This is a genomic window from Empedobacter sp. R132-2, assembly GCF_030324375.1.
In the GTDB taxonomy this organism is placed as follows: domain Bacteria; phylum Bacteroidota; class Bacteroidia; order Flavobacteriales; family Weeksellaceae; genus Empedobacter; species Empedobacter falsenii_B.
Genome location: NZ_JACAGG010000001.1, coordinates 188543 through 205233 on the forward strand (window position 1 = coordinate 188543; position 16691 = coordinate 205233).

Below are 16691 nucleotides of genomic sequence, written 5' to 3' on the forward strand. Positions count from 1 at the left end.
TTACTTCTTATTATATTGTTAAAAATTATTACCTTTAGGCTGTAATTGATTAATTTCATATAAAATCATGAGTTTTCATGTGGAAAGCAATTAAAAACCTACTTAAAAAAGCTACTAAAAAATCAGCAGAGAATTCAGATGATAATCACATTGATTTGTTTCATCCAAATTATGCTGACCAAAAGATTTCTATGGATGAAGTCTTTGCTACAAACTTTAATGTAGGTGGTGGACATTTCCTATTTTGTGACAATATACAAGAGGCTTCTATAAACCTTAAAGAAATTGTCAATTACGAAAATGTGACCGAATTAATTTGTCCTGATCCGCACTTACAACAAATTCTTAATTCAGTCGATATTCCTTTTGTCGAAAATCCATGCGATTCTCGTTATACGCTTAGTTTCCTTAGTTGCGAATTTCTGATTGCTTTTGATGGAAGTATTATGTTATCGGCACATCAAACTTATGGTAGAAATATTGCTGATTTTCCGTCAAATTTTATTATCTATGCACGCCCGTCACAATTAGTGGAAAATGTGAGCGTGGCATTACAGAAATTACGAACATTAAAAAAAGACAACCTTCCATCTAAAATAACTTCGATTCGTGGAAAAAATATGCACAAATTTCCGAACGTAGACAATGCGAAGAATATTTATTTGTTATTGGTTGAAGATTAGCTATGAAAAATTTAGCAATTAGAGCTTTCTCTGGACTTATTTACGCACTTATTATATTTTTCGGGACAACGATAAACCCAAAAGGTTTGATTGTTTTGATGATGGTTTTTGGACTTTTTTGTTTGTACGAATTTTTTAAAATCACTAATCTTACCAATAAACTTTATCAATTAGGAGCACTTTTAGCTGCCTTAGTTGTTTTTGGCTATTATGGTAAAGAATTTTTAGAAGCTTTCGAAACTTCGAATCATTACTATTTTCATTTAAGAAGTTTGTACTTCATCATTCCAGTTTTATTTGTTTTTAGTATTTATATTATTTTCAAATCAACCAATGAATTATTGAACGATTTTGGAAAAGCTACTTTAGGTTTAACATACGTTATCGCACCATTTGTCTTAGCATTAACTTTACCTAGTTTTGATTATAATTTAGGTGAAAAAGTGATGCATTACGAAGTGTTTTTCGTTTTCTTATTACTTTGGAGCAGTGATACATTTGCATATTTAACAGGAAACTTAATTGGAAAACATAAATTAGCACCTAAAATTTCGGGAGCAAAAACGTGGGAAGGTTTTTTTGGAGGAATTATCTTCACCATTATCGCTGGATTCTTAATTCAGAAATATTTTGGAGAGAACTTGCACGGAAACTGGATGATTATTGGTTTGATCGTTGCAGCATTAGGTCCATTGGGAGATTTGACAGAATCTAAATTAAAACGATTTTTCAATGTAAAAGACAGCTCTAACCTTATTCCAGGACATGGCGGTTTTTTAGATCGATTAGATAGTTTTATATTTGTCGTACCATTTGTTTATTTATATTATTTATTAGTATATACTTTATGAAACTTCACAGAGAAGGAACAGCAATTTTGATAGGTTGCTTAATTTTATTTGCAATCGCTACAGGAGTATTACATTACTTTTTTCCTGTATATGGTTTTTACTTTGCCTTACCATTATGGATACTTTACGGATTTATCGTTTGGTTTTTCAGAAACCCAATTCGTGAATCAGATTCGTCAGAAAATTGCGTAATCGCACCAGTTGATGGAAAAGTTGTTGTATTAGAAGAAGTATTTGAAAGCGAATTTTTGAATCAAAAATGTATTCAATTATCAATTTTCATGACGCCTCTTAACGTACATGTAACGCGTTATCCGGTGAATGGAAAAGTGATTTATTCGAAATATCATCCAGGAAAATTTTTGGTTGCATTTCATCCAAAATCATCAGAATTAAATGAAAGAACAACTGTTGTTGTAGAGAATGCAGATCATACAAAAGTTCTTTTCAGACAAATTGCAGGTGCAGTTGCACGAAGAATTGTTTGTTACAGTAAAGAGAATGACGATGCTGTTGCGGGTAAAGAATATGGCTTCATCAAGTTCGGATCGCGTGTTGATATCTTTTTACCACTTGATACAGAGATCAGTGTAAAGGTTGGAGATAAAACAAAAGGTGGAATTCAGAAAATTGCACAATTGAAATAAATCAGTTAGTTGAACTCAATGTTTTTAACTAATTTTGTCAAAACAATTATAACAATATATTCATACAATAAATTTTGTACGTCATGAAAAAATTAATTCTTTTAGTAGCTGTTGCTGCATTTGCTACATCTTGTAACTCTAAAGCAGGTGTAAACCATGGTGTACTTCCTGTAGTTCACGAACCAGCTACTGCTGAAGAAATGCACCACAAGTCTGAAGCTGCTCACGAAGGTCATGCAAAACATGAAGAAGCTGTTGAAGAAAAACATGAGGAAGTAAAAGATTCTACAAAAACTGTAGAAACTCCGAAAGTTGAGAAAAAAGATACTGTAAAAGCTGGTCATTAAGATTCAGCTTTTTTTGTTTTTATAGATTTATAATCAGTTTATCATCACCTATTAAATAATTTTTATTTTTAGGGCGAATATAAAATGAACGTGAAGAAGAGTTGTTTTCAGAAATGATTGATAATATCTCTTGATAAGTAAAAAAACTTGCATCAATTGCAATTTCATTATTTGATAAAGATTTGAAATCTGATTTCTTATCAATCCAAAATAAATTTTCTGCTTTTACTTCTATTTTAGAAGTATTATTAGGTGAATGTAAAGAAAATTTAAATAATTGAATTAAATATTTAATCAAAATTCCCGAACGTAAAAGTTGATAATGCAACCAATTTTTTTGATAATATTTTGCTAAGAAAATCATCATGGCTTCAAAAAAATGTTTATAATATTTTTTATCTTTTTTCGTACTTTCTCCCTTGTAATGTAAAACCGTTATATCTCCTTTATAATAATTTTTATAACCAGCCAATTCTGCACTAAAAGACAAATCTATATCTTCTCCATACATAAAATAACGTGGATCAAATCCTCCAATTTCCTGATAGATTTTCTTCGTGGTGAACATAAAAGCACCAACTAAAATTTCGCAAGGAGCAATTTCAAATTCATCAACTTCTAATTTGTAATAATTATTTTTCTTTGAATGATTAAATCGACTATACAACTTAGAAAATGAATTTTTAGCTGTCGGAATATTACGTTTTGATTCTGGATGAAAATTTCCGTTTGTATCTATCATTCGTACTCCCACAAAACCTATTTTTTCTTTTGACTGATGAAATTCAATCAAAGATTCGAATAAATTCTCTGGAATAATTGTATCTGGATTAAGAATCAGAATATATTCTCCCAAAGCATTCTCAACCCCAATATTATTCGCTTTTGCAAAACCAAGATTTTCATTCTGAAGTAAAAAATTTACAGTAGGAAAAGTTTTTTTTAGGAATATAAAATCAATTTCCGATGAATCATTATCAATTACAATTATTTCGCCATCTACATTTTTTAAAGCTTCCTGACACGAATCAAGACAAAGCTCTAAATGTTTTGGCGCATTATAACTAACAATAATTATCGATAATTTCATTTTAAAATTTATTTTCTGAATATGGGATTCGATGTTGTATAGAACGAACCAACGTCGCTTCGTCTGCATATTCTAACTCATCTCCTACACCAAGACCTCGTGCAATGGTCGAAAAAATAATTTCGGCATTCTTTAATTGTCGATACAAGTAAAAAACAGTTGTATCTCCTTCCATTGTAGAACTTAAAGCAAAGATTATTTCCTTTACATTTTCATTTTGAACACGATCTACCAAAGTTTGAATATTCAATTGACCAGGTCCAATGCCTTCCATTGGAGAAATCTTTCCTCCTAAAACGTGATATTGTCCTTTAAATTGTCCTGTGTTTTCAATCGCCATCACATCACGCACATCTTCCACGACACAAATTATAGTTTCTTCTCTCAATGAGTTGTTGCAAATATCACAAACCTCATCATCAGAAATTGTATGACAATGTTGACAATATTTAACATCATCTACCAAATGAGAAAGCGCTTCGGATAAAGCCGTCGTTTGAGATTTGGGACGATTTAACATATGTAAAACAAGTCGCAAAGCTGTTCTCTTTCCTATTCCTGGCAAATTTGACATCTCTTCTACAGCTCGCTCTAAAACCTTGCTTGGGTAATTCATTCGTTCAAAAAATTATAGACAACAAATTTACAATTTTATCTTCGGAAAATTAATCTATCATCATTCACTCAAAAATATTAAATTTGGGCTTATTTACTAAATAAATTATGAACTCAACAATTTTACTACTTTGTGTTATCGTATACTTTGTAGGACTTTTAGTGATCTCTTACTTCACCAGTCGAAATTCTGACAATCAATCTTTTTTTAACGGAAACAAAAAAAGTAAATGGTGGTTGGTGGCTTTCGGAATGATTGGGACAAGCCTTAGTGGCGTTACTTTTATTTCGGTTCCGGGTACGGTCGGAAAATTAACTGGTTCCGAATATATTTATGGAGGATTCGAATATTATATGATGGTTATCGGATTTTTTCTTGGTTATTTTATCGTCGCGGGGGTATTACTTCCACTCTATTACCGAATGAATCTAACCTCAATTTACACCTATTTAGGAAAACGTTTCAATGTTGAAGCACATAAAATGGGATCGGTTTTCTTTATTATTTCTCGTGGAATTGGCGCAACAGCACGTTTATATTTAGTTGTAAATGTGTTACAAATATTTTTATTAGACAATTTAGGCGTACCATTTTGGGCAACAACATTTGTCTTATTATTGATGATATTATTATACACGTTCGAAGGTGGAGTAAAAACAATTGTCGTAACCGACACCTTGCAAACATCATTTATGATCATTAGCTTGATTGCTTGTATTTGGTTTATCCTTTCGCATCTTAATTTATCTGTTGGTGAAGCTTACGATAGGATGCAAGCCAAAAACTATACCCATTTCATTAATCTTGATCCAAATTCGAAAACTTATTTCTTAAAAACAATTTTGGGCGGAATGTTTATCACAATTGCGATGACTGGTCTTGACCAAGAAATGATGCAAAAAAATATTTCTGTTGATAATCTTCAAAACTCAAAAAAGAATATGTTGACGTTCGCTGGAACATTATTGATTGTGAATTTAGCGTTCTTATTTTTGGGTGGATTGCTTTATTTATACGCAATGAGTGAAGGTGGTTTTTATACTGCTGATGGTTTCTTTATGGAACAAGGCGGACAAAATATTATGGGTGATGATATGTTTCCAGCACTTTCGCTGTTAGGACATCATTTCCCAATGATTATTTCTGTAATTTTTATTATCGGATTAATTTCTGCTTTATTTCCTTCTGCCGACGGAGCTTTAACGGCGGTTACAAGTTCATATTGCGTCGATTTATTAAACATCAACGAAGACAAAGAAAAATCAGAAAAAGAAAAGAAAAAGATTCGTATTCGTGTTCACTTAATTTTCACGGTAGTTTTCTTTATCTTGATTATGGTTTTCAAAATGATTAACAACAAATCAATTGTTTATCTTGTGATGGAAATTGCAGGTTATACTTACGGACCTTTATTAGGATTGTTTGCTTTCGGAATTTTAACGAAACGTAACATTTACAGAAAATATTCAATTATTACAGTTGCTATTTTAGCACCTATTTTTACGTATATCATCAACGAATTAGTGATTAATTTTACTGATTACAAAATTGGTGTTGAATTAATCATTTTGAATGGTTTATTAACCTTTATCGGTTTGTGGTTAGTAAGTTCTAATCGTCAAAAAGAATTAAATTAAAAATGGAAAAGAAATTAAAATTAATCTGGGATTTTTATGGTCCCGATGCTATACCAACTGCAAAACATCATGCAATTCACTTGAAACAATATGCAGAAAAAGAAAAGTTACAAAGTACATTTTCTGAATTTGTAGAGGTTGAACCAGAATATGCAGTTGCTTATTTGGTGGTGGTAGAATCTGAAATGATACAAGTCCGTGACGCTTTGATACCTCATCGTGGCGAATGGCATGTGGAAGAAGAATAAATAAAAAAGACGAAGTTTTGCTTCGTCTTTTTTATTAAAAAACATCTCTCTGTACCCTTTACAATTAGAAGATTACAAAAAGATAAATAAACGTTGTAAAACTCTTGCCTTCTTATTAACTAACTTCAAGCTTCTTCTTTATAAACTTCAGCGCTGGTTTTTATAGTCTCATAAGTAGGTTAGCTATTATTACCGATTATTCTCCCCAATTGTAGTGATTTATGTTCTACGATTTTTTTGCCCTACAAAAAAGAATTATTTTTGTTCAAATTTTTATAAACAAACAATGACACTTCAAGAACTTCAAACACAAGTACAACAAACAAGGAGAGATATTTTGAGAATGGTACATGCCGTAAATAGTGGACACCCAGGTGGATCATTAGGTTGTGCAGAATATTTTGCTGCATTATACGGTAAAATCATGACTTACTCTACAGACTTCTCTATGGACGGAAAAGGAGAAGATTTATTCTTCTTATCAAACGGTCACATTTCACCAGTTTTCTACAGCACATTAGCTCGTTCAGGATTCTTCCCTGTTAGCGAATTAGCTACATTCAGAAAATTAGATTCTCGTTTACAAGGTCACCCAACAACACACGAAGGTTTACCTGGAATTCGTATCGCTTCTGGATCTTTAGGACAAGGTTTATCAGTTGCTTTAGGTGCTGCTCAAGCAAAAAAATTAAACAACGACGATAAATTAGTTTACACATTACATGGTGACGGTGAATTACAAGAAGGTCAAGTCTGGGAAGCTTTTATGTATGCTGCTGGTAAAAAAGTGGATAATGTAATTGCAACGATTGACTACAATGGTCGTCAAATTGATGGTGATACAGACCACGTTTTACCATTAGGAGATTTGAAAGCTAAATTAGAAGCTTTTGGATGGATTGTTTTAGAAGAAAAAGATGGAAATAACTTAGAAAAAGTAATTGCTATTTTAGAAGAAGCTAAAACATTAACAGGAAACGGAAAACCAGTTTCAATTTTATTACACACAGAAATGGGTAATGGAGTTGATTACATGATGGGAAGCCACTCTTGGCACGGAAAAGCGCCTAACGACGAGCAATTAGCTTCTGCATTAGAGCAAAATCCTGAAACTGAATTGACAGATTATTAATAATTTCAACACAATCAAAATACTATGAAAACGTTATTTTATTCTATACTTACGCTTTGTTCTTTAACAGCCTTTGGGCAGGAAAAAACATATTCTTTTGACAAAAAAGTATCGTATAAAATCAATTTACCAGAAGAATATCAGACTTATTTAGATGGTCAAAAAGATTTATTTTTTGTAACCTATATTTCTAAAGACGCTGTTTTAGGAACTTCGGAAGGAGGTCCTTATACTTCAGGAAGCTTTAATAAAGATGCTTTCTTTATCAACAACAGCAAGTTTTTCGAAGTATATGCCAATTCATTAGAAAATCAATTATCGATAAAAGCCCCTTATTATTACGAAGGTATATCGGATGATAGTTTAAAACCTTATTCAGATAACTTGTTCGAGAAATTTATTTCAGTTAAAAATCTAAATTCATCTACAACGATCAATGGATATAAGTGTAATGAATACGAATTAACATCTAAAACAGATTTCGAAACAAAATCTTCTACATTATGTGTTGATGAAAAAAATGCAATTAATAACGTTGCGATTATGTTTCCTCAAACAAAATTGAAAGGGCTTTTAATTAGATATGACGCAGGAGATTTTAATGGATTAACGATTCAAAATATTGCAAATTCTAACGTAAAAGTAACTTTTGATGAGAAAAAAGAAATCGAAAGTTTTACTAACGAATTGGCAAAAAAGAAACAAGAATACGATAACATGATGTCGTCTGTAGATACGGCTTATGCAGCCGAAGCAGTAGCTTATTCACCAGACAATCGTTACGAGGATCCTATTATTAATTATTACAATTATCAAACATCAGAAAGTGATAACGTAAATAGTCTTTTTGGAACTGTTGCTTCATTAAATTATAGCTTGATTTATAATGATAGTGATTATGATGGAAATCCTGATATAGAGCGTTCTAAAGCTTTGGCAACTGCGCAAGGTTCTACAAATCAATTGGTAAAACAATTCAAAAAGAATAAATTAGCAAACAAAAGCGAAGTAAAAGAATTAAATAACCTTTTCAAAACGTATTTCGATGATGCTAAAAAGTTTAAATTAACAGAAGTTTCAACAGATTATGATGAAGCGGCTGTAGCAGTAGATTCTGCTGTTGCTGCAACAGAAGTTAGTTTAGCCGAATATTATGATCCTTATACATCTGCTTACAAAACGACAGATATTAGCAAAATCGATTTGGCAATCGACAATCCAGACATTCAAGATTTCATGAAAGTTGCACCAGAACATTGCAAAAATTTGAAAGCTAAAATTCCGACTTTTACAGATAAAGATTTAGGAAATTTGGTTTACAATTACGCAGGACAAGTGTGCGATATGTACATTTATCAAAGCGGAAGTGTTGCTCTTTCGGGAACAATTGATGCAATAAGAAAAAGTGTTTTAGAAATCAATAACAAATATGATAAACTGAAAAAAGAAGACAAAGATAAGTTAACTACTTTCTTGAATTCTTTGGATTAATACTTATCAAATCAATTCGATAATGAAAAAATCAATCAGTTTTATATTAACGCTTTTTACATGTTTAACTTTCGCTCAAATGCAATCGTATAAATTCGAAAACGTTATTCAATATCGTATCAAAAGTGATTTCTATTCAGATTTTTTGGACATTTTATCAACCAAAGATTACAAAGCACATTTGATGATTACGCGAACACCGATGGGAAACTTCGCTTCATTAAAAGTAAACGACAATATGTATTCTGTTTACAGCGAAGAAGAAAATCCGAAGGTTTTTAAAATTGATTTCGAAGGCACAAAAGATTTATTAGGAAATTCTTTTTTAGCGACTAATAATCCAAGTTTAACAAATTCCGCAATCGGAAATAGTTATGTTGCGAATAGAACTGGTCAAAAAGAAACGATTCTAAATAAACAATGTGAAGTGTATAACATTTTCAGAAAAGATAATGACAACGACAATGGTACAGAAATTTGCATCGATACAAATTCTAACATCAACACCGTTCCGTTTATCAATTCTGAACTAAATTTGAAAGGCTTGATTTATCGAGTTGGACATAATATTGTGTTAGAAAATGTTGAAATCTTAGAAAATTGGATAAAAAAGAGCGCCGAAGAGGAAGAAGAAATTAATGTTTCGCCAAATGATTTTATTTATCAATTTGATGAAAAAACAGAAGTAGAAAAATACAAAAACGAATACAAAAAACAAAAACAATGATAGACTTAACATACACAGAAAAAAAAGATACACGTAGTGGATTCGGAGATGGATTGACAGAGTTAGGAAGAACAAATCCTAACGTTGTTGCATTGTGTGCTGACTTGATTGGTTCATTGAAAATGGATCAATTTATCAAAGAAAACCCAGAGCGTTTTTTCCAAATTGGTATTGCTGAAGCAAACATGATGGGAATTGCTGCAGGTTTGACAATTGGAGGTAAAATTCCTTTCACAGGAACTTTCGCTGAATTTTCTACAGCTCGTGTGTACGATCAAATTCGTCAATCTATCGCTTACTCTAACAAAAATGTAAAAATCGCTGCATCGCACGCTGGTTTAACGTTAGGAGAAGATGGTGCAACTCATCAAACATTAGAAGATATTGGTTTGATGAAAATGTTACCAGGAATGGTGGTTATCAATCCTTGTGATTACAATCAAACTAAAGCGGCTACAATTGCTGCAGCTGAATATGAAGGTCCTGTTTACTTACGTTTCGGTCGTCCTGCTGTTCCAGTTTTCACACCAGCTGACCAAAAATTTGAAATTGGTAAAGGTATCTTAATGAACGAAGGTTCTGATGTAACAATTGTTGCGACAGGTCACTTAGTTTGGGAATCTTTGGTTGCTGCTGCTGAGTTAGAAAAAGAAGGAATTTCTTGTGAGGTGATCAATATTCATACAATCAAACCATTGGATGAAGAAATTATCTTAAACTCTGTAAAGAAAACAGGAAAAATTGTAACAGCTGAAGAACATAATATTTTAGGTGGTTTAGGTGAATCTGTTGCAAGAGTTTTAGCTCAAAAATTACCAACAAAACAAGCTTTTGTTGCGGTTAATGATAAATTCGGTGAATCTGGAACACCTTCAGATTTAATGAAAAAATATGGAATCGATTCTACTGCTGTAATCGAGAAAGTAAAATCTTTACTTTAATTCCATCATAATATTAAAAAGGAGCTAAAAAATTTAGCTCCTTTTTTTATAGGTTAAATATAAAATAGGTTGGTTGAAAAAGCAAAACTGCTTTAATCCTATATATATTTTGCAAAATTAGTTTATATTACTAACTTAAAAAATACTCATTTAATGGTATTTTATTAACTTTTACTTGTAAGCATATGAAAAAAGCAAATCAAAAATCTATTACTGAATATGCAAGTATTGTAAAAAAACTATGGAGTGAAAATACAGATCGTAGAACCTTAAACGAAAAAAATGAGAGTTTTCAATCGATTAATGATTATTTACAAACTTTAAGAAGTCTTGCTCTTGGTGAATCTTTTATGTATTTCATCAATCCTAATTCTGCAACATTCGAATATGTTTCTCCTCAATGCGAAGATATTTTGGGTTATCTTCCTGACGAATATACAGCTGAATTATGTGTTCAAATGGTACATCCCGATGATTTGCAACATGTGATTGATATTCAGCAACGAATTGCAAATTTTAGTATGGAAATTGTCCCTGAAGAAAGAATGAATTATAAATTTACTTATGATTTTCGTGTGATAGATAAAAAAGGAGAAATTCATCAAATTCATTTGCAACATTTCTTTTACGAATTAAGTAAAAATTTTTTACCAAATCGAGTTTTTTGTTTAGCGACTGACATCACACAAATAAAGGTTGGAGGAAAGCCTATTATGCATATTTACAACATCAAAGATGGATTGAATAATCTTCTTAATTCAAAAACAAATTCATCTTTACAACTTACAAAAAAAGAAACGGAGATTATCGAATTTCTGATTAAAGGCTACACAAGTCAGGATATAGCAAACGCTATAGATTTAAGTAAACATACTATTGACACGCATCGAAGAAATATTTTGAAAAAGAACAACTGTTCTAATACTTCAGAATTATTTAGTCTTTACTTCAAAAAATAGAAAAAAGCAAGCCGATAAGCCGGGTTCTGTCACCTTAATAAATCAAGATGCTTTGTCATTTATCTAGTATTTTAGTTACCTAAAATATCAATCTGCCTACCCCCCAGCAACGAACGAGTAGCTCTTAACTGCTGGTATACATGGCATTGCTCCGCATAGAGTTTACCTGGTTTCACTACAGCCGAACTGTACATACTTTCTGTTGCACTTGTCCTCGCCTCTCGACGGACGGGCGTTACCCGCTATGCTTACTCTTTGGAGCCCGGACTTTCCTCTTCACATACATGAAGCGACAAAGTGGCTTGCTGAGCGCAAATGTACGGCAAAAGTTACCGAAATAAAAAAGGCTTGAACAAAAATGTTCAAGCCTTTCTATTATAGAAACTTAGAAATTATTCTGATTTTTCTTCTTTCGTTTTTCCTTTTACAGAAATTTTAACACCATCTTTTGCTTCATTTAAATCAAGAGTTAATTCATCTCCTTCACTAATTACAGCATTGATAATTTCTTCTGCCATTGGATCTTCGATGTATTTCTGAATAGCACGTTTCAACGGACGAGCTCCATAATCTTTATCAAATCCTTTGTCTGCGATAAAATTCTTCGCTTCCTCTGTTAATTCAATATGATAATTCAAAGCTATTAAACGCTCGATTAAACTTGCTAATTCAATATCGATGATTTTCATGATGTCTTCTTTTGTCAATGAATTAAAGAAAATAATATCATCAATACGATTCAAAAATTCTGGCGCGAAAGCACGTTTTAAAGCTGTTTCAATTGTTGATTTTGCGCGTTCATCAGCAGAATCTTTCTTAGATGAAGTTCCAAATCCAACACCATCTCCAAACTCTTTCAATTGTCTTGTACCAATGTTAGACGTTAAAATGATAATCGTATTACGGAAATCAACTTTACGACCTAAACTATCAGTTACATGACCATCATCCAAAATTTGTAATAAAATATTGAATACATCTGGATGTGCTTTCTCAATCTCATCTAATAAGATTACTGCATATGGTTTACGGCGAACTGCTTCTGTTAATTGTCCACCTTCTTCGTAACCAACGTAACCCGGAGGTGCCCCAACTAAGCGAGAAACGGCAAATTTCTCCATGTATTCTGACATATCGATACGAATTAATGCATCGTTAGAATCAAAGATTTCTTTCGCTAAAACTTTCGCTAATTGTGTTTTACCAACACCTGTAGTCCCTAAGAAAATGAATGAACCAATTGGTTTGTTTGGATCTTTCAATCCTGCACGATTACGTTGAATTGCTTTCACAACTTTCGTTACCGCTTCATCTTGACCAATTACTTTTCCTTTCATTAACTCATTCATTTGAGCTAATTTTTTCAATTCTTTTTCAGCTACACGATGTACAGGAACGCCAGACATCAACGAAACAACTTCCGCTACATTTTCTTCTGTAACCGTTTCACGATTCTCTTTCGATTCTTGCACCCATTTTGCTTGCTCACGTTTCAAATCGCTTTCTATTTGTTTCTCTGAATCACGTAAACGAGCTGCTTCTTCGTATTTTTGAGATTTTACAACTTTCGTTTTCTCTTCGCGAACTTCTTCTAATTTTGCTTCAAGGTCTAAAATTTCTTGTGGAACTTTTATATTCTTGATGTGTACGCGAGAACCTGCTTCATCTAAAGCATCAATCGCTTTATCAGGCAAGAAACGATCAGTAATATAACGTGTTGTCAAATTAACACAAGCTTGCAACGCTTCGTCTGTATAATTTACATTGTGATGCGCTTCGTACTTATCTTTGATGTTATGTAAAATCTGTAATGTTTCTTCTGGAGTTGTTGGTTCAACCATCACATTTTGAAAACGACGAACTAATGCGCCATCTTTTTCAATATATTGACGATATTCGTCCAACGTTGTTGCTCCAATACATTGTAATTCACCGCGAGCCAAAGCAGGTTTGAACATGTTAGAAGCGTCTAAAGAACCTGTAGCTCCTCCTGCTCCAACAATTGTATGTAACTCATCAATGAAAAGAATAATGTCATCATTTTTCTCTAATTCATTCATAATAGCTTTCATACGCTCTTCAAATTGTCCACGATATTTAGTTCCAGCAACTAATGATGCTAAATCTAATGTTACCACACGTTTGTTGAACAATACGCGCGAAACTTTACGTTGTACAATTCTTAACGCTAAACCTTCTGCAATTGCAGATTTACCAACACCTGGCTCTCCAATTAACAATGGATTGTTCTTTTTACGACGAGAAAGAATTTGCGAAACACGTTCTATTTCTTTTTCGCGTCCAACTACAGGATCTAATTTTCCTTCTTGCGCAATCGCTGTCAAATCTCGTCCGAAATTATCTAAAACTGGTGTTTTACTTTTCGAAGTAGGTTTACTTGTAGATGCACGCTCAAAATCGTTATCAGAATCACCTCCATCAAAAGATGGATTTTCTGCACGAGGAGATTGAATTTCCTCATCTTGAAATTGAAATTTGAATTCCTCCTTTACTGTATTGTAATCAATATCCAACTTATTCATCAATTTTGTAATCGGATCGTTTTCATTACGAAGAATACACAATAATAAGTGAATTGTATTTACAGTCGGACTTTTAAACAATTTTGCTTCTAAGAATGTTGTTTTCAACGCTCTTTCAGCTTGTTTTGTCAAACTCAAATTTTTTATATTATTACCTGGAGTTTCTTTTGCTGGGTTTAGGTTTTCTATTTTTTGACGCATTTCGTCTAAATCGACATTCAATGCTTCTAAGACAGAAATGGCTTTCCCTTCACCGTCGCGAATAATCCCCAACAGAAGGTGTTCCGTTCCTATTTGGTCGTGGCCTAATCTCAACGCTTCTTCCTTACTATAAGAAATAACGTCTTTTACTTGTTGTGAGAAATTATCGTTCATTTTATTATTTAAGCTGTCTTTAACAAATATAATTATTCTGATAGACTATAGCATAAATTATGCCTATGTCCGAAATGATTTGATGATTCCTTAAAATAACGAATTATTGTCTATTAATTTCAAAATAGCTGACAATATTTCATATCAATTCTTAAAGAATTCATAATAATTTGAGAGATAGATGTCGTTGCTAAAAAATCGTACAAATCACCTTTTTTCATTTTCAAATCATCGTGAAGTTCTAAAATTTCTTCGGATTTTAAATCATTATTTTGATTAAAAATTTCATCAATTTCATTTCTTCTTTCAGGACTGTACAATGTCGACGAACACCATGTCACAATTTTTTCTTGCGAAATATCTTTTACGCTCAGTTTATTTTCATTCCAAAACAAAAGGTAAGCATTTTTAGTTAGTCTTTCAAAAACAAAAATTGTAAAAGGTGCGATTCCTGACAAATTTTCCGAATTAATAAACTCATTTACAGAATTATATTTCAATAAATCTAATAAGATAATTCCTCTACTTTCTCTGTATTTTTCTTTGAAATGCATTGGTTTTTCGATTCCTCCATTCAAAATACACGCAACATATTGTTCCGAATAAAAAATCCAAGTTCCATTTGCGCGCTCATCTACAGGCGAAAAATAAGTTTTATCAAAACGCTTTTGCTCCACAATCTCTTTAGAAGAAGAACGATTTATTTCCTCATCTCGGTTGTGCGTCAACACAAATTCATCCTCATTTCTGTAAAAACTGATTATACACATCTCATTTTTCAATTTAGTTCAAATGTAAAAATTTATCTTTGCAAAGAATTATGAGTATTCAGAAAACTATAGCGCATTCCTTTGATGAAATGAAATCGATTCTTTTGCAATTTGACGATCTGTCTTTTCAAAAGGAATTAGAAATCATTTCTGGTGCTTCTGTTGGTCAACATTTTCGTCATATTATCGAGTTTTATTCGTGCTTTTTACAAGCGCAAAAAAACAATTGTATTTGTTATGATGATAGAGAGCGAAATCGTGCTTTAGAAAATTCGGTTGTTGAAAGTTTGAATACGCTGAATCATCTAAAATCACAAATAGAACGTTTAGATTTAGAAAAAACAATTCAGCTAAAACAGAATTATTACGGAGAGAATTTCACAATTAATACCACAAATTATCGCGAATTAATGTATTGTTTTGATCATAGCATTCATCATTTTGCGTTGATTAAAATTGCGATCGAAACTCATTTTTCAACGATTAAAATTCCACAAAATTTTGGAATTGCATCTTCTACAATTGCTTTTCAAAATCAAGAAAAATGAATCCGAAAATAACAAAATGGACACGATACGAATTTTGGCCATTCTGGTTATTTTATGCGCCATTGACACCTTGGTACATTTATAAAATCTTTCAAACAGGCGCTCCAGCTTACTTTTGCTCGGCAAATCCTACAATGAAATGGGGCGGATTTATTGATTATTCTAAAATTGATTTGCTCAATCAAATTGATGAAAATTATAAGCCAAAAACTGTTTTTTTTGAAGAATTTACAACACAAGATATTCCGTTTGATTTTCCTTTTATTGCGAAACCAAATCTTGGTGAACGTGGAATTGGTGTTGAATTAATCAGAAATAAAATTGATTGGAAAAATTATTTAGAACAAAATAATCGCGATTTAATTTTACAAGAATATATTCAATCAAACTTTGAATTTGGTGTTTTCTATGTTCGATTACCAAAAGAAAAAAATGGTAAAATACTTTCTATAACAGCTAAAGATTTTTTGACGTTTACAGGTGATGGAAAATCAACATTGAAAGAATTAATCGAACAAAATTTAAGAGCTTTTTATCGAAAAGAGTATTTGTTTAAACGTTTTCAAAACGAACTAAATTCAGTTCTGCAAAAAGATGAAAAATTATTGGTTGAACCAATTGGAAATCATAGTCGAGGTACAACTTTTTTAGACGGATCCTCTCTAAAGACATCTAAATTAGAAGAAACTATAGATCAAATTGCAAAAAAAATTGATGGTTTTTATTATGGACGAATCGATTTGAAAGCAAAAAGCTTAGAGGATTTTCAGAACGGAAATTTTGTCATACTCGAAATTAATGGTGCAAATTCTGAAGCTACTCATATTTACGATCCGAATTTTAATTTGATAAAAGCTTATAAAGAAGTGATTAAGCATTTGAATTATCAACATAAAATTGCTACTCAAAATCATCAACTTGGTGTAAAATGGACCGATTGGAAATTACTCGCAAAAGAATTAATAAAACGCTATCAAGCTTAATTTGACCAAAATTGGCAGATTTTATGGAAAGGAATAAAGATTGAAAGATGTTTTCGAAACCAATTTTATGAGTTATCCTTTTCCAAAGAAAACTATTATAATT

17 protein-coding genes and 1 other RNA gene are annotated in these 16691 nt (G+C 31.9%); 13 read left to right on the forward strand and 5 right to left on the reverse strand.

The genetic code is table 11. From position 1 onward, the window contains the following. The first annotated feature begins 77 nt into the window (after positions 1-77). The 4 genes from HXZ69_RS00950 to HXZ69_RS00965 all read left to right on the forward strand — a co-directional run bounded on the left by HXZ69_RS00950 (position 78) and on the right by HXZ69_RS00965 (position 2528). Complete coding sequence (locus HXZ69_RS00950) at positions 78-683, forward strand: hypothetical protein (protein WP_286494728.1); 606 nt, start codon at positions 78-80, stop codon at positions 681-683. Between the two features lie 2 nt (positions 684-685). Beyond that, positions 686-1534, forward strand: coding sequence for a phosphatidate cytidylyltransferase (locus HXZ69_RS00955; RefSeq protein ID WP_286494729.1), 849 nt, complete (start codon positions 686-688; stop codon positions 1532-1534). Beyond that, positions 1531-2181: a phosphatidylserine decarboxylase family protein gene (locus tag HXZ69_RS00960; protein WP_219033686.1), complete on the forward strand. Its 651-nt coding sequence runs from the start codon at positions 1531-1533 to the stop codon at positions 2179-2181. The genes HXZ69_RS00955 and HXZ69_RS00960 overlap by 4 nt, the downstream gene beginning before the upstream one ends. An 83-nt stretch (positions 2182-2264) precedes the next feature. Continuing rightward, the gene (locus HXZ69_RS00965) at positions 2265-2528 is read left to right on the forward strand and encodes a hypothetical protein (protein ID WP_115001599.1); all 264 of its coding nucleotides are present in this window, start codon (positions 2265-2267) and stop codon (positions 2526-2528) included. A gap of 19 nt (positions 2529-2547) precedes the next feature. Here HXZ69_RS00965 and HXZ69_RS00970 read toward each other — a convergent pair whose 3' ends face one another. Together HXZ69_RS00970 and recR are read right to left on the reverse strand one after the other, a co-directional pair. Continuing rightward, a complete protein-coding gene (locus tag HXZ69_RS00970) occupies positions 2548-3618 on the reverse strand; it encodes a glycosyltransferase family 2 protein (protein ID WP_181816328.1) in 1071 nt (356 codons plus the stop codon). A 1-nt stretch (position 3619) separates the two neighbouring features. After that, a complete protein-coding gene (recR, locus tag HXZ69_RS00975; protein WP_286494730.1) occupies positions 3620-4234 on the reverse strand; it encodes a recombination mediator RecR in 615 nt (204 codons plus the stop codon). A gap of 107 nt (positions 4235-4341) precedes the next feature. On the opposite strand from recR, the gene HXZ69_RS00980 reads away from it, so the two are divergent. The 7 genes from HXZ69_RS00980 to HXZ69_RS01010 all read left to right on the forward strand — a co-directional run bounded on the left by HXZ69_RS00980 (position 4342) and on the right by HXZ69_RS01010 (position 11369). Further along, the gene (locus tag HXZ69_RS00980; protein ID WP_286494731.1) at positions 4342-5871 is read left to right on the forward strand and encodes a sodium:solute symporter; all 1530 of its coding nucleotides are present in this window, start codon (positions 4342-4344) and stop codon (positions 5869-5871) included. 2 nt (positions 5872-5873) lie between these two features. After that, positions 5874-6119, forward strand: coding sequence for a hypothetical protein (locus HXZ69_RS00985; protein ID WP_125350517.1), 246 nt, complete (start codon positions 5874-5876; stop codon positions 6117-6119). Between the two features lie 286 nt (positions 6120-6405). Next, the gene (locus HXZ69_RS00990) at positions 6406-7251 is read left to right on the forward strand and encodes a transketolase (RefSeq protein ID WP_125350518.1); all 846 of its coding nucleotides are present in this window, start codon (positions 6406-6408) and stop codon (positions 7249-7251) included. A 24-nt stretch (positions 7252-7275) separates the two neighbouring features. Beyond that, entirely contained in the window at positions 7276-8742 is a 1467-nt protein-coding gene (locus HXZ69_RS00995; protein ID WP_219033689.1) for a hypothetical protein, read from the forward strand. Positions 8743-8764: 22 nt separating this feature from the next. Next, entirely contained in the window at positions 8765-9469 is a 705-nt protein-coding gene (locus HXZ69_RS01000; protein ID WP_180905074.1) for a hypothetical protein, read from the forward strand. Next, the gene (locus tag HXZ69_RS01005; RefSeq protein ID WP_180906861.1) at positions 9469-10410 is read left to right on the forward strand and encodes a transketolase family protein; all 942 of its coding nucleotides are present in this window, start codon (positions 9469-9471) and stop codon (positions 10408-10410) included. The genes HXZ69_RS01000 and HXZ69_RS01005 overlap by 1 nt, the downstream gene beginning before the upstream one ends. 185 nt (positions 10411-10595) lie before the next feature. Beyond that, positions 10596-11369, forward strand: a complete 774-nt coding sequence (locus tag HXZ69_RS01010; protein ID WP_219033690.1) for a LuxR C-terminal-related transcriptional regulator — start codon at positions 10596-10598, stop codon at positions 11367-11369. Here the strand turns inward: HXZ69_RS01010 and rnpB are convergent. From rnpB to HXZ69_RS01025, 3 genes are all read right to left on the reverse strand, one after another. Continuing rightward, positions 11369-11678, reverse strand: an RNA gene (gene rnpB, locus HXZ69_RS01015) — RNase P RNA component class A. The two genes, HXZ69_RS01010 and rnpB, sit on opposite strands and share 1 nt — an antisense overlap. Before the next feature lie 83 nt (positions 11679-11761). Beyond that, positions 11762-14287 (reverse strand): ATP-dependent Clp protease ATP-binding subunit, encoded by a 2526-nt coding sequence (locus HXZ69_RS01020; RefSeq protein WP_286494732.1) that lies wholly within the window; start codon positions 14285-14287, stop codon positions 11762-11764. Between the two features lie 119 nt (positions 14288-14406). Then, the gene (locus tag HXZ69_RS01025) at positions 14407-15057 is read right to left on the reverse strand and encodes an NRDE family protein (protein WP_115001619.1); all 651 of its coding nucleotides are present in this window, start codon (positions 15055-15057) and stop codon (positions 14407-14409) included. A gap of 50 nt (positions 15058-15107) precedes the next feature. On the opposite strand from HXZ69_RS01025, the gene HXZ69_RS01030 reads away from it, so the two are divergent. Beyond that, complete coding sequence (locus tag HXZ69_RS01030) at positions 15108-15605, forward strand: hypothetical protein (protein ID WP_125350525.1); 498 nt, start codon at positions 15108-15110, stop codon at positions 15603-15605. Then, positions 15602-16588: an ATP-grasp domain-containing protein gene (locus HXZ69_RS01035; RefSeq protein ID WP_286494733.1), complete on the forward strand. Its 987-nt coding sequence runs from the start codon at positions 15602-15604 to the stop codon at positions 16586-16588. The genes HXZ69_RS01030 and HXZ69_RS01035 overlap by 4 nt, the downstream gene beginning before the upstream one ends. Positions 16589-16691 lie beyond the last annotated feature (103 nt).

What these genes read in the sequence shown, in the direction of transcription:
- HXZ69_RS00985 (WP_125350517.1), top strand. Translation starts at nt 5,874, where the DNA reads ATGGAAAAGAAATTAAAATTAATCTGGGATTTTTATGGTCCCGATGCT.
- HXZ69_RS00955 (WP_286494729.1), top strand. Translation starts at nt 686, where the DNA reads ATGAAAAATTTAGCAATTAGAGCTTTCTCTGGACTTATTTACGCACTT.
- recR (WP_286494730.1), bottom strand. Translation starts at nt 4,234, where the DNA reads ATGAATTACCCAAGCAAGGTTTTAGAGCGAGCTGTAGAAGAGATGTCA.
- HXZ69_RS00980 (WP_286494731.1), top strand. Translation starts at nt 4,342, where the DNA reads ATGAACTCAACAATTTTACTACTTTGTGTTATCGTATACTTTGTAGGA.
- HXZ69_RS00995 (WP_219033689.1), top strand. Translation starts at nt 7,276, where the DNA reads ATGAAAACGTTATTTTATTCTATACTTACGCTTTGTTCTTTAACAGCC.
- HXZ69_RS00970 (WP_181816328.1), bottom strand. Translation starts at nt 3,618, where the DNA reads ATGAAATTATCGATAATTATTGTTAGTTATAATGCGCCAAAACATTTA.
- HXZ69_RS00965 (WP_115001599.1), top strand. Translation starts at nt 2,265, where the DNA reads ATGAAAAAATTAATTCTTTTAGTAGCTGTTGCTGCATTTGCTACATCT.
- HXZ69_RS01035 (WP_286494733.1), top strand. Translation starts at nt 15,602, where the DNA reads ATGAATCCGAAAATAACAAAATGGACACGATACGAATTTTGGCCATTC.
- HXZ69_RS01030 (WP_125350525.1), top strand. Translation starts at nt 15,108, where the DNA reads ATGAGTATTCAGAAAACTATAGCGCATTCCTTTGATGAAATGAAATCG.
- HXZ69_RS00960 (WP_219033686.1), top strand. Translation starts at nt 1,531, where the DNA reads ATGAAACTTCACAGAGAAGGAACAGCAATTTTGATAGGTTGCTTAATT.
- HXZ69_RS00990 (WP_125350518.1), top strand. Translation starts at nt 6,406, where the DNA reads ATGACACTTCAAGAACTTCAAACACAAGTACAACAAACAAGGAGAGAT.
- HXZ69_RS01010 (WP_219033690.1), top strand. Translation starts at nt 10,596, where the DNA reads ATGAAAAAAGCAAATCAAAAATCTATTACTGAATATGCAAGTATTGTA.
- HXZ69_RS01000 (WP_180905074.1), top strand. Translation starts at nt 8,765, where the DNA reads ATGAAAAAATCAATCAGTTTTATATTAACGCTTTTTACATGTTTAACT.
- HXZ69_RS00950 (WP_286494728.1), top strand. Translation starts at nt 78, where the DNA reads ATGTGGAAAGCAATTAAAAACCTACTTAAAAAAGCTACTAAAAAATCA.
- HXZ69_RS01025 (WP_115001619.1), bottom strand. Translation starts at nt 15,057, where the DNA reads ATGTGTATAATCAGTTTTTACAGAAATGAGGATGAATTTGTGTTGACG.
- HXZ69_RS01020 (WP_286494732.1), bottom strand. Translation starts at nt 14,287, where the DNA reads ATGAACGATAATTTCTCACAACAAGTAAAAGACGTTATTTCTTATAGT.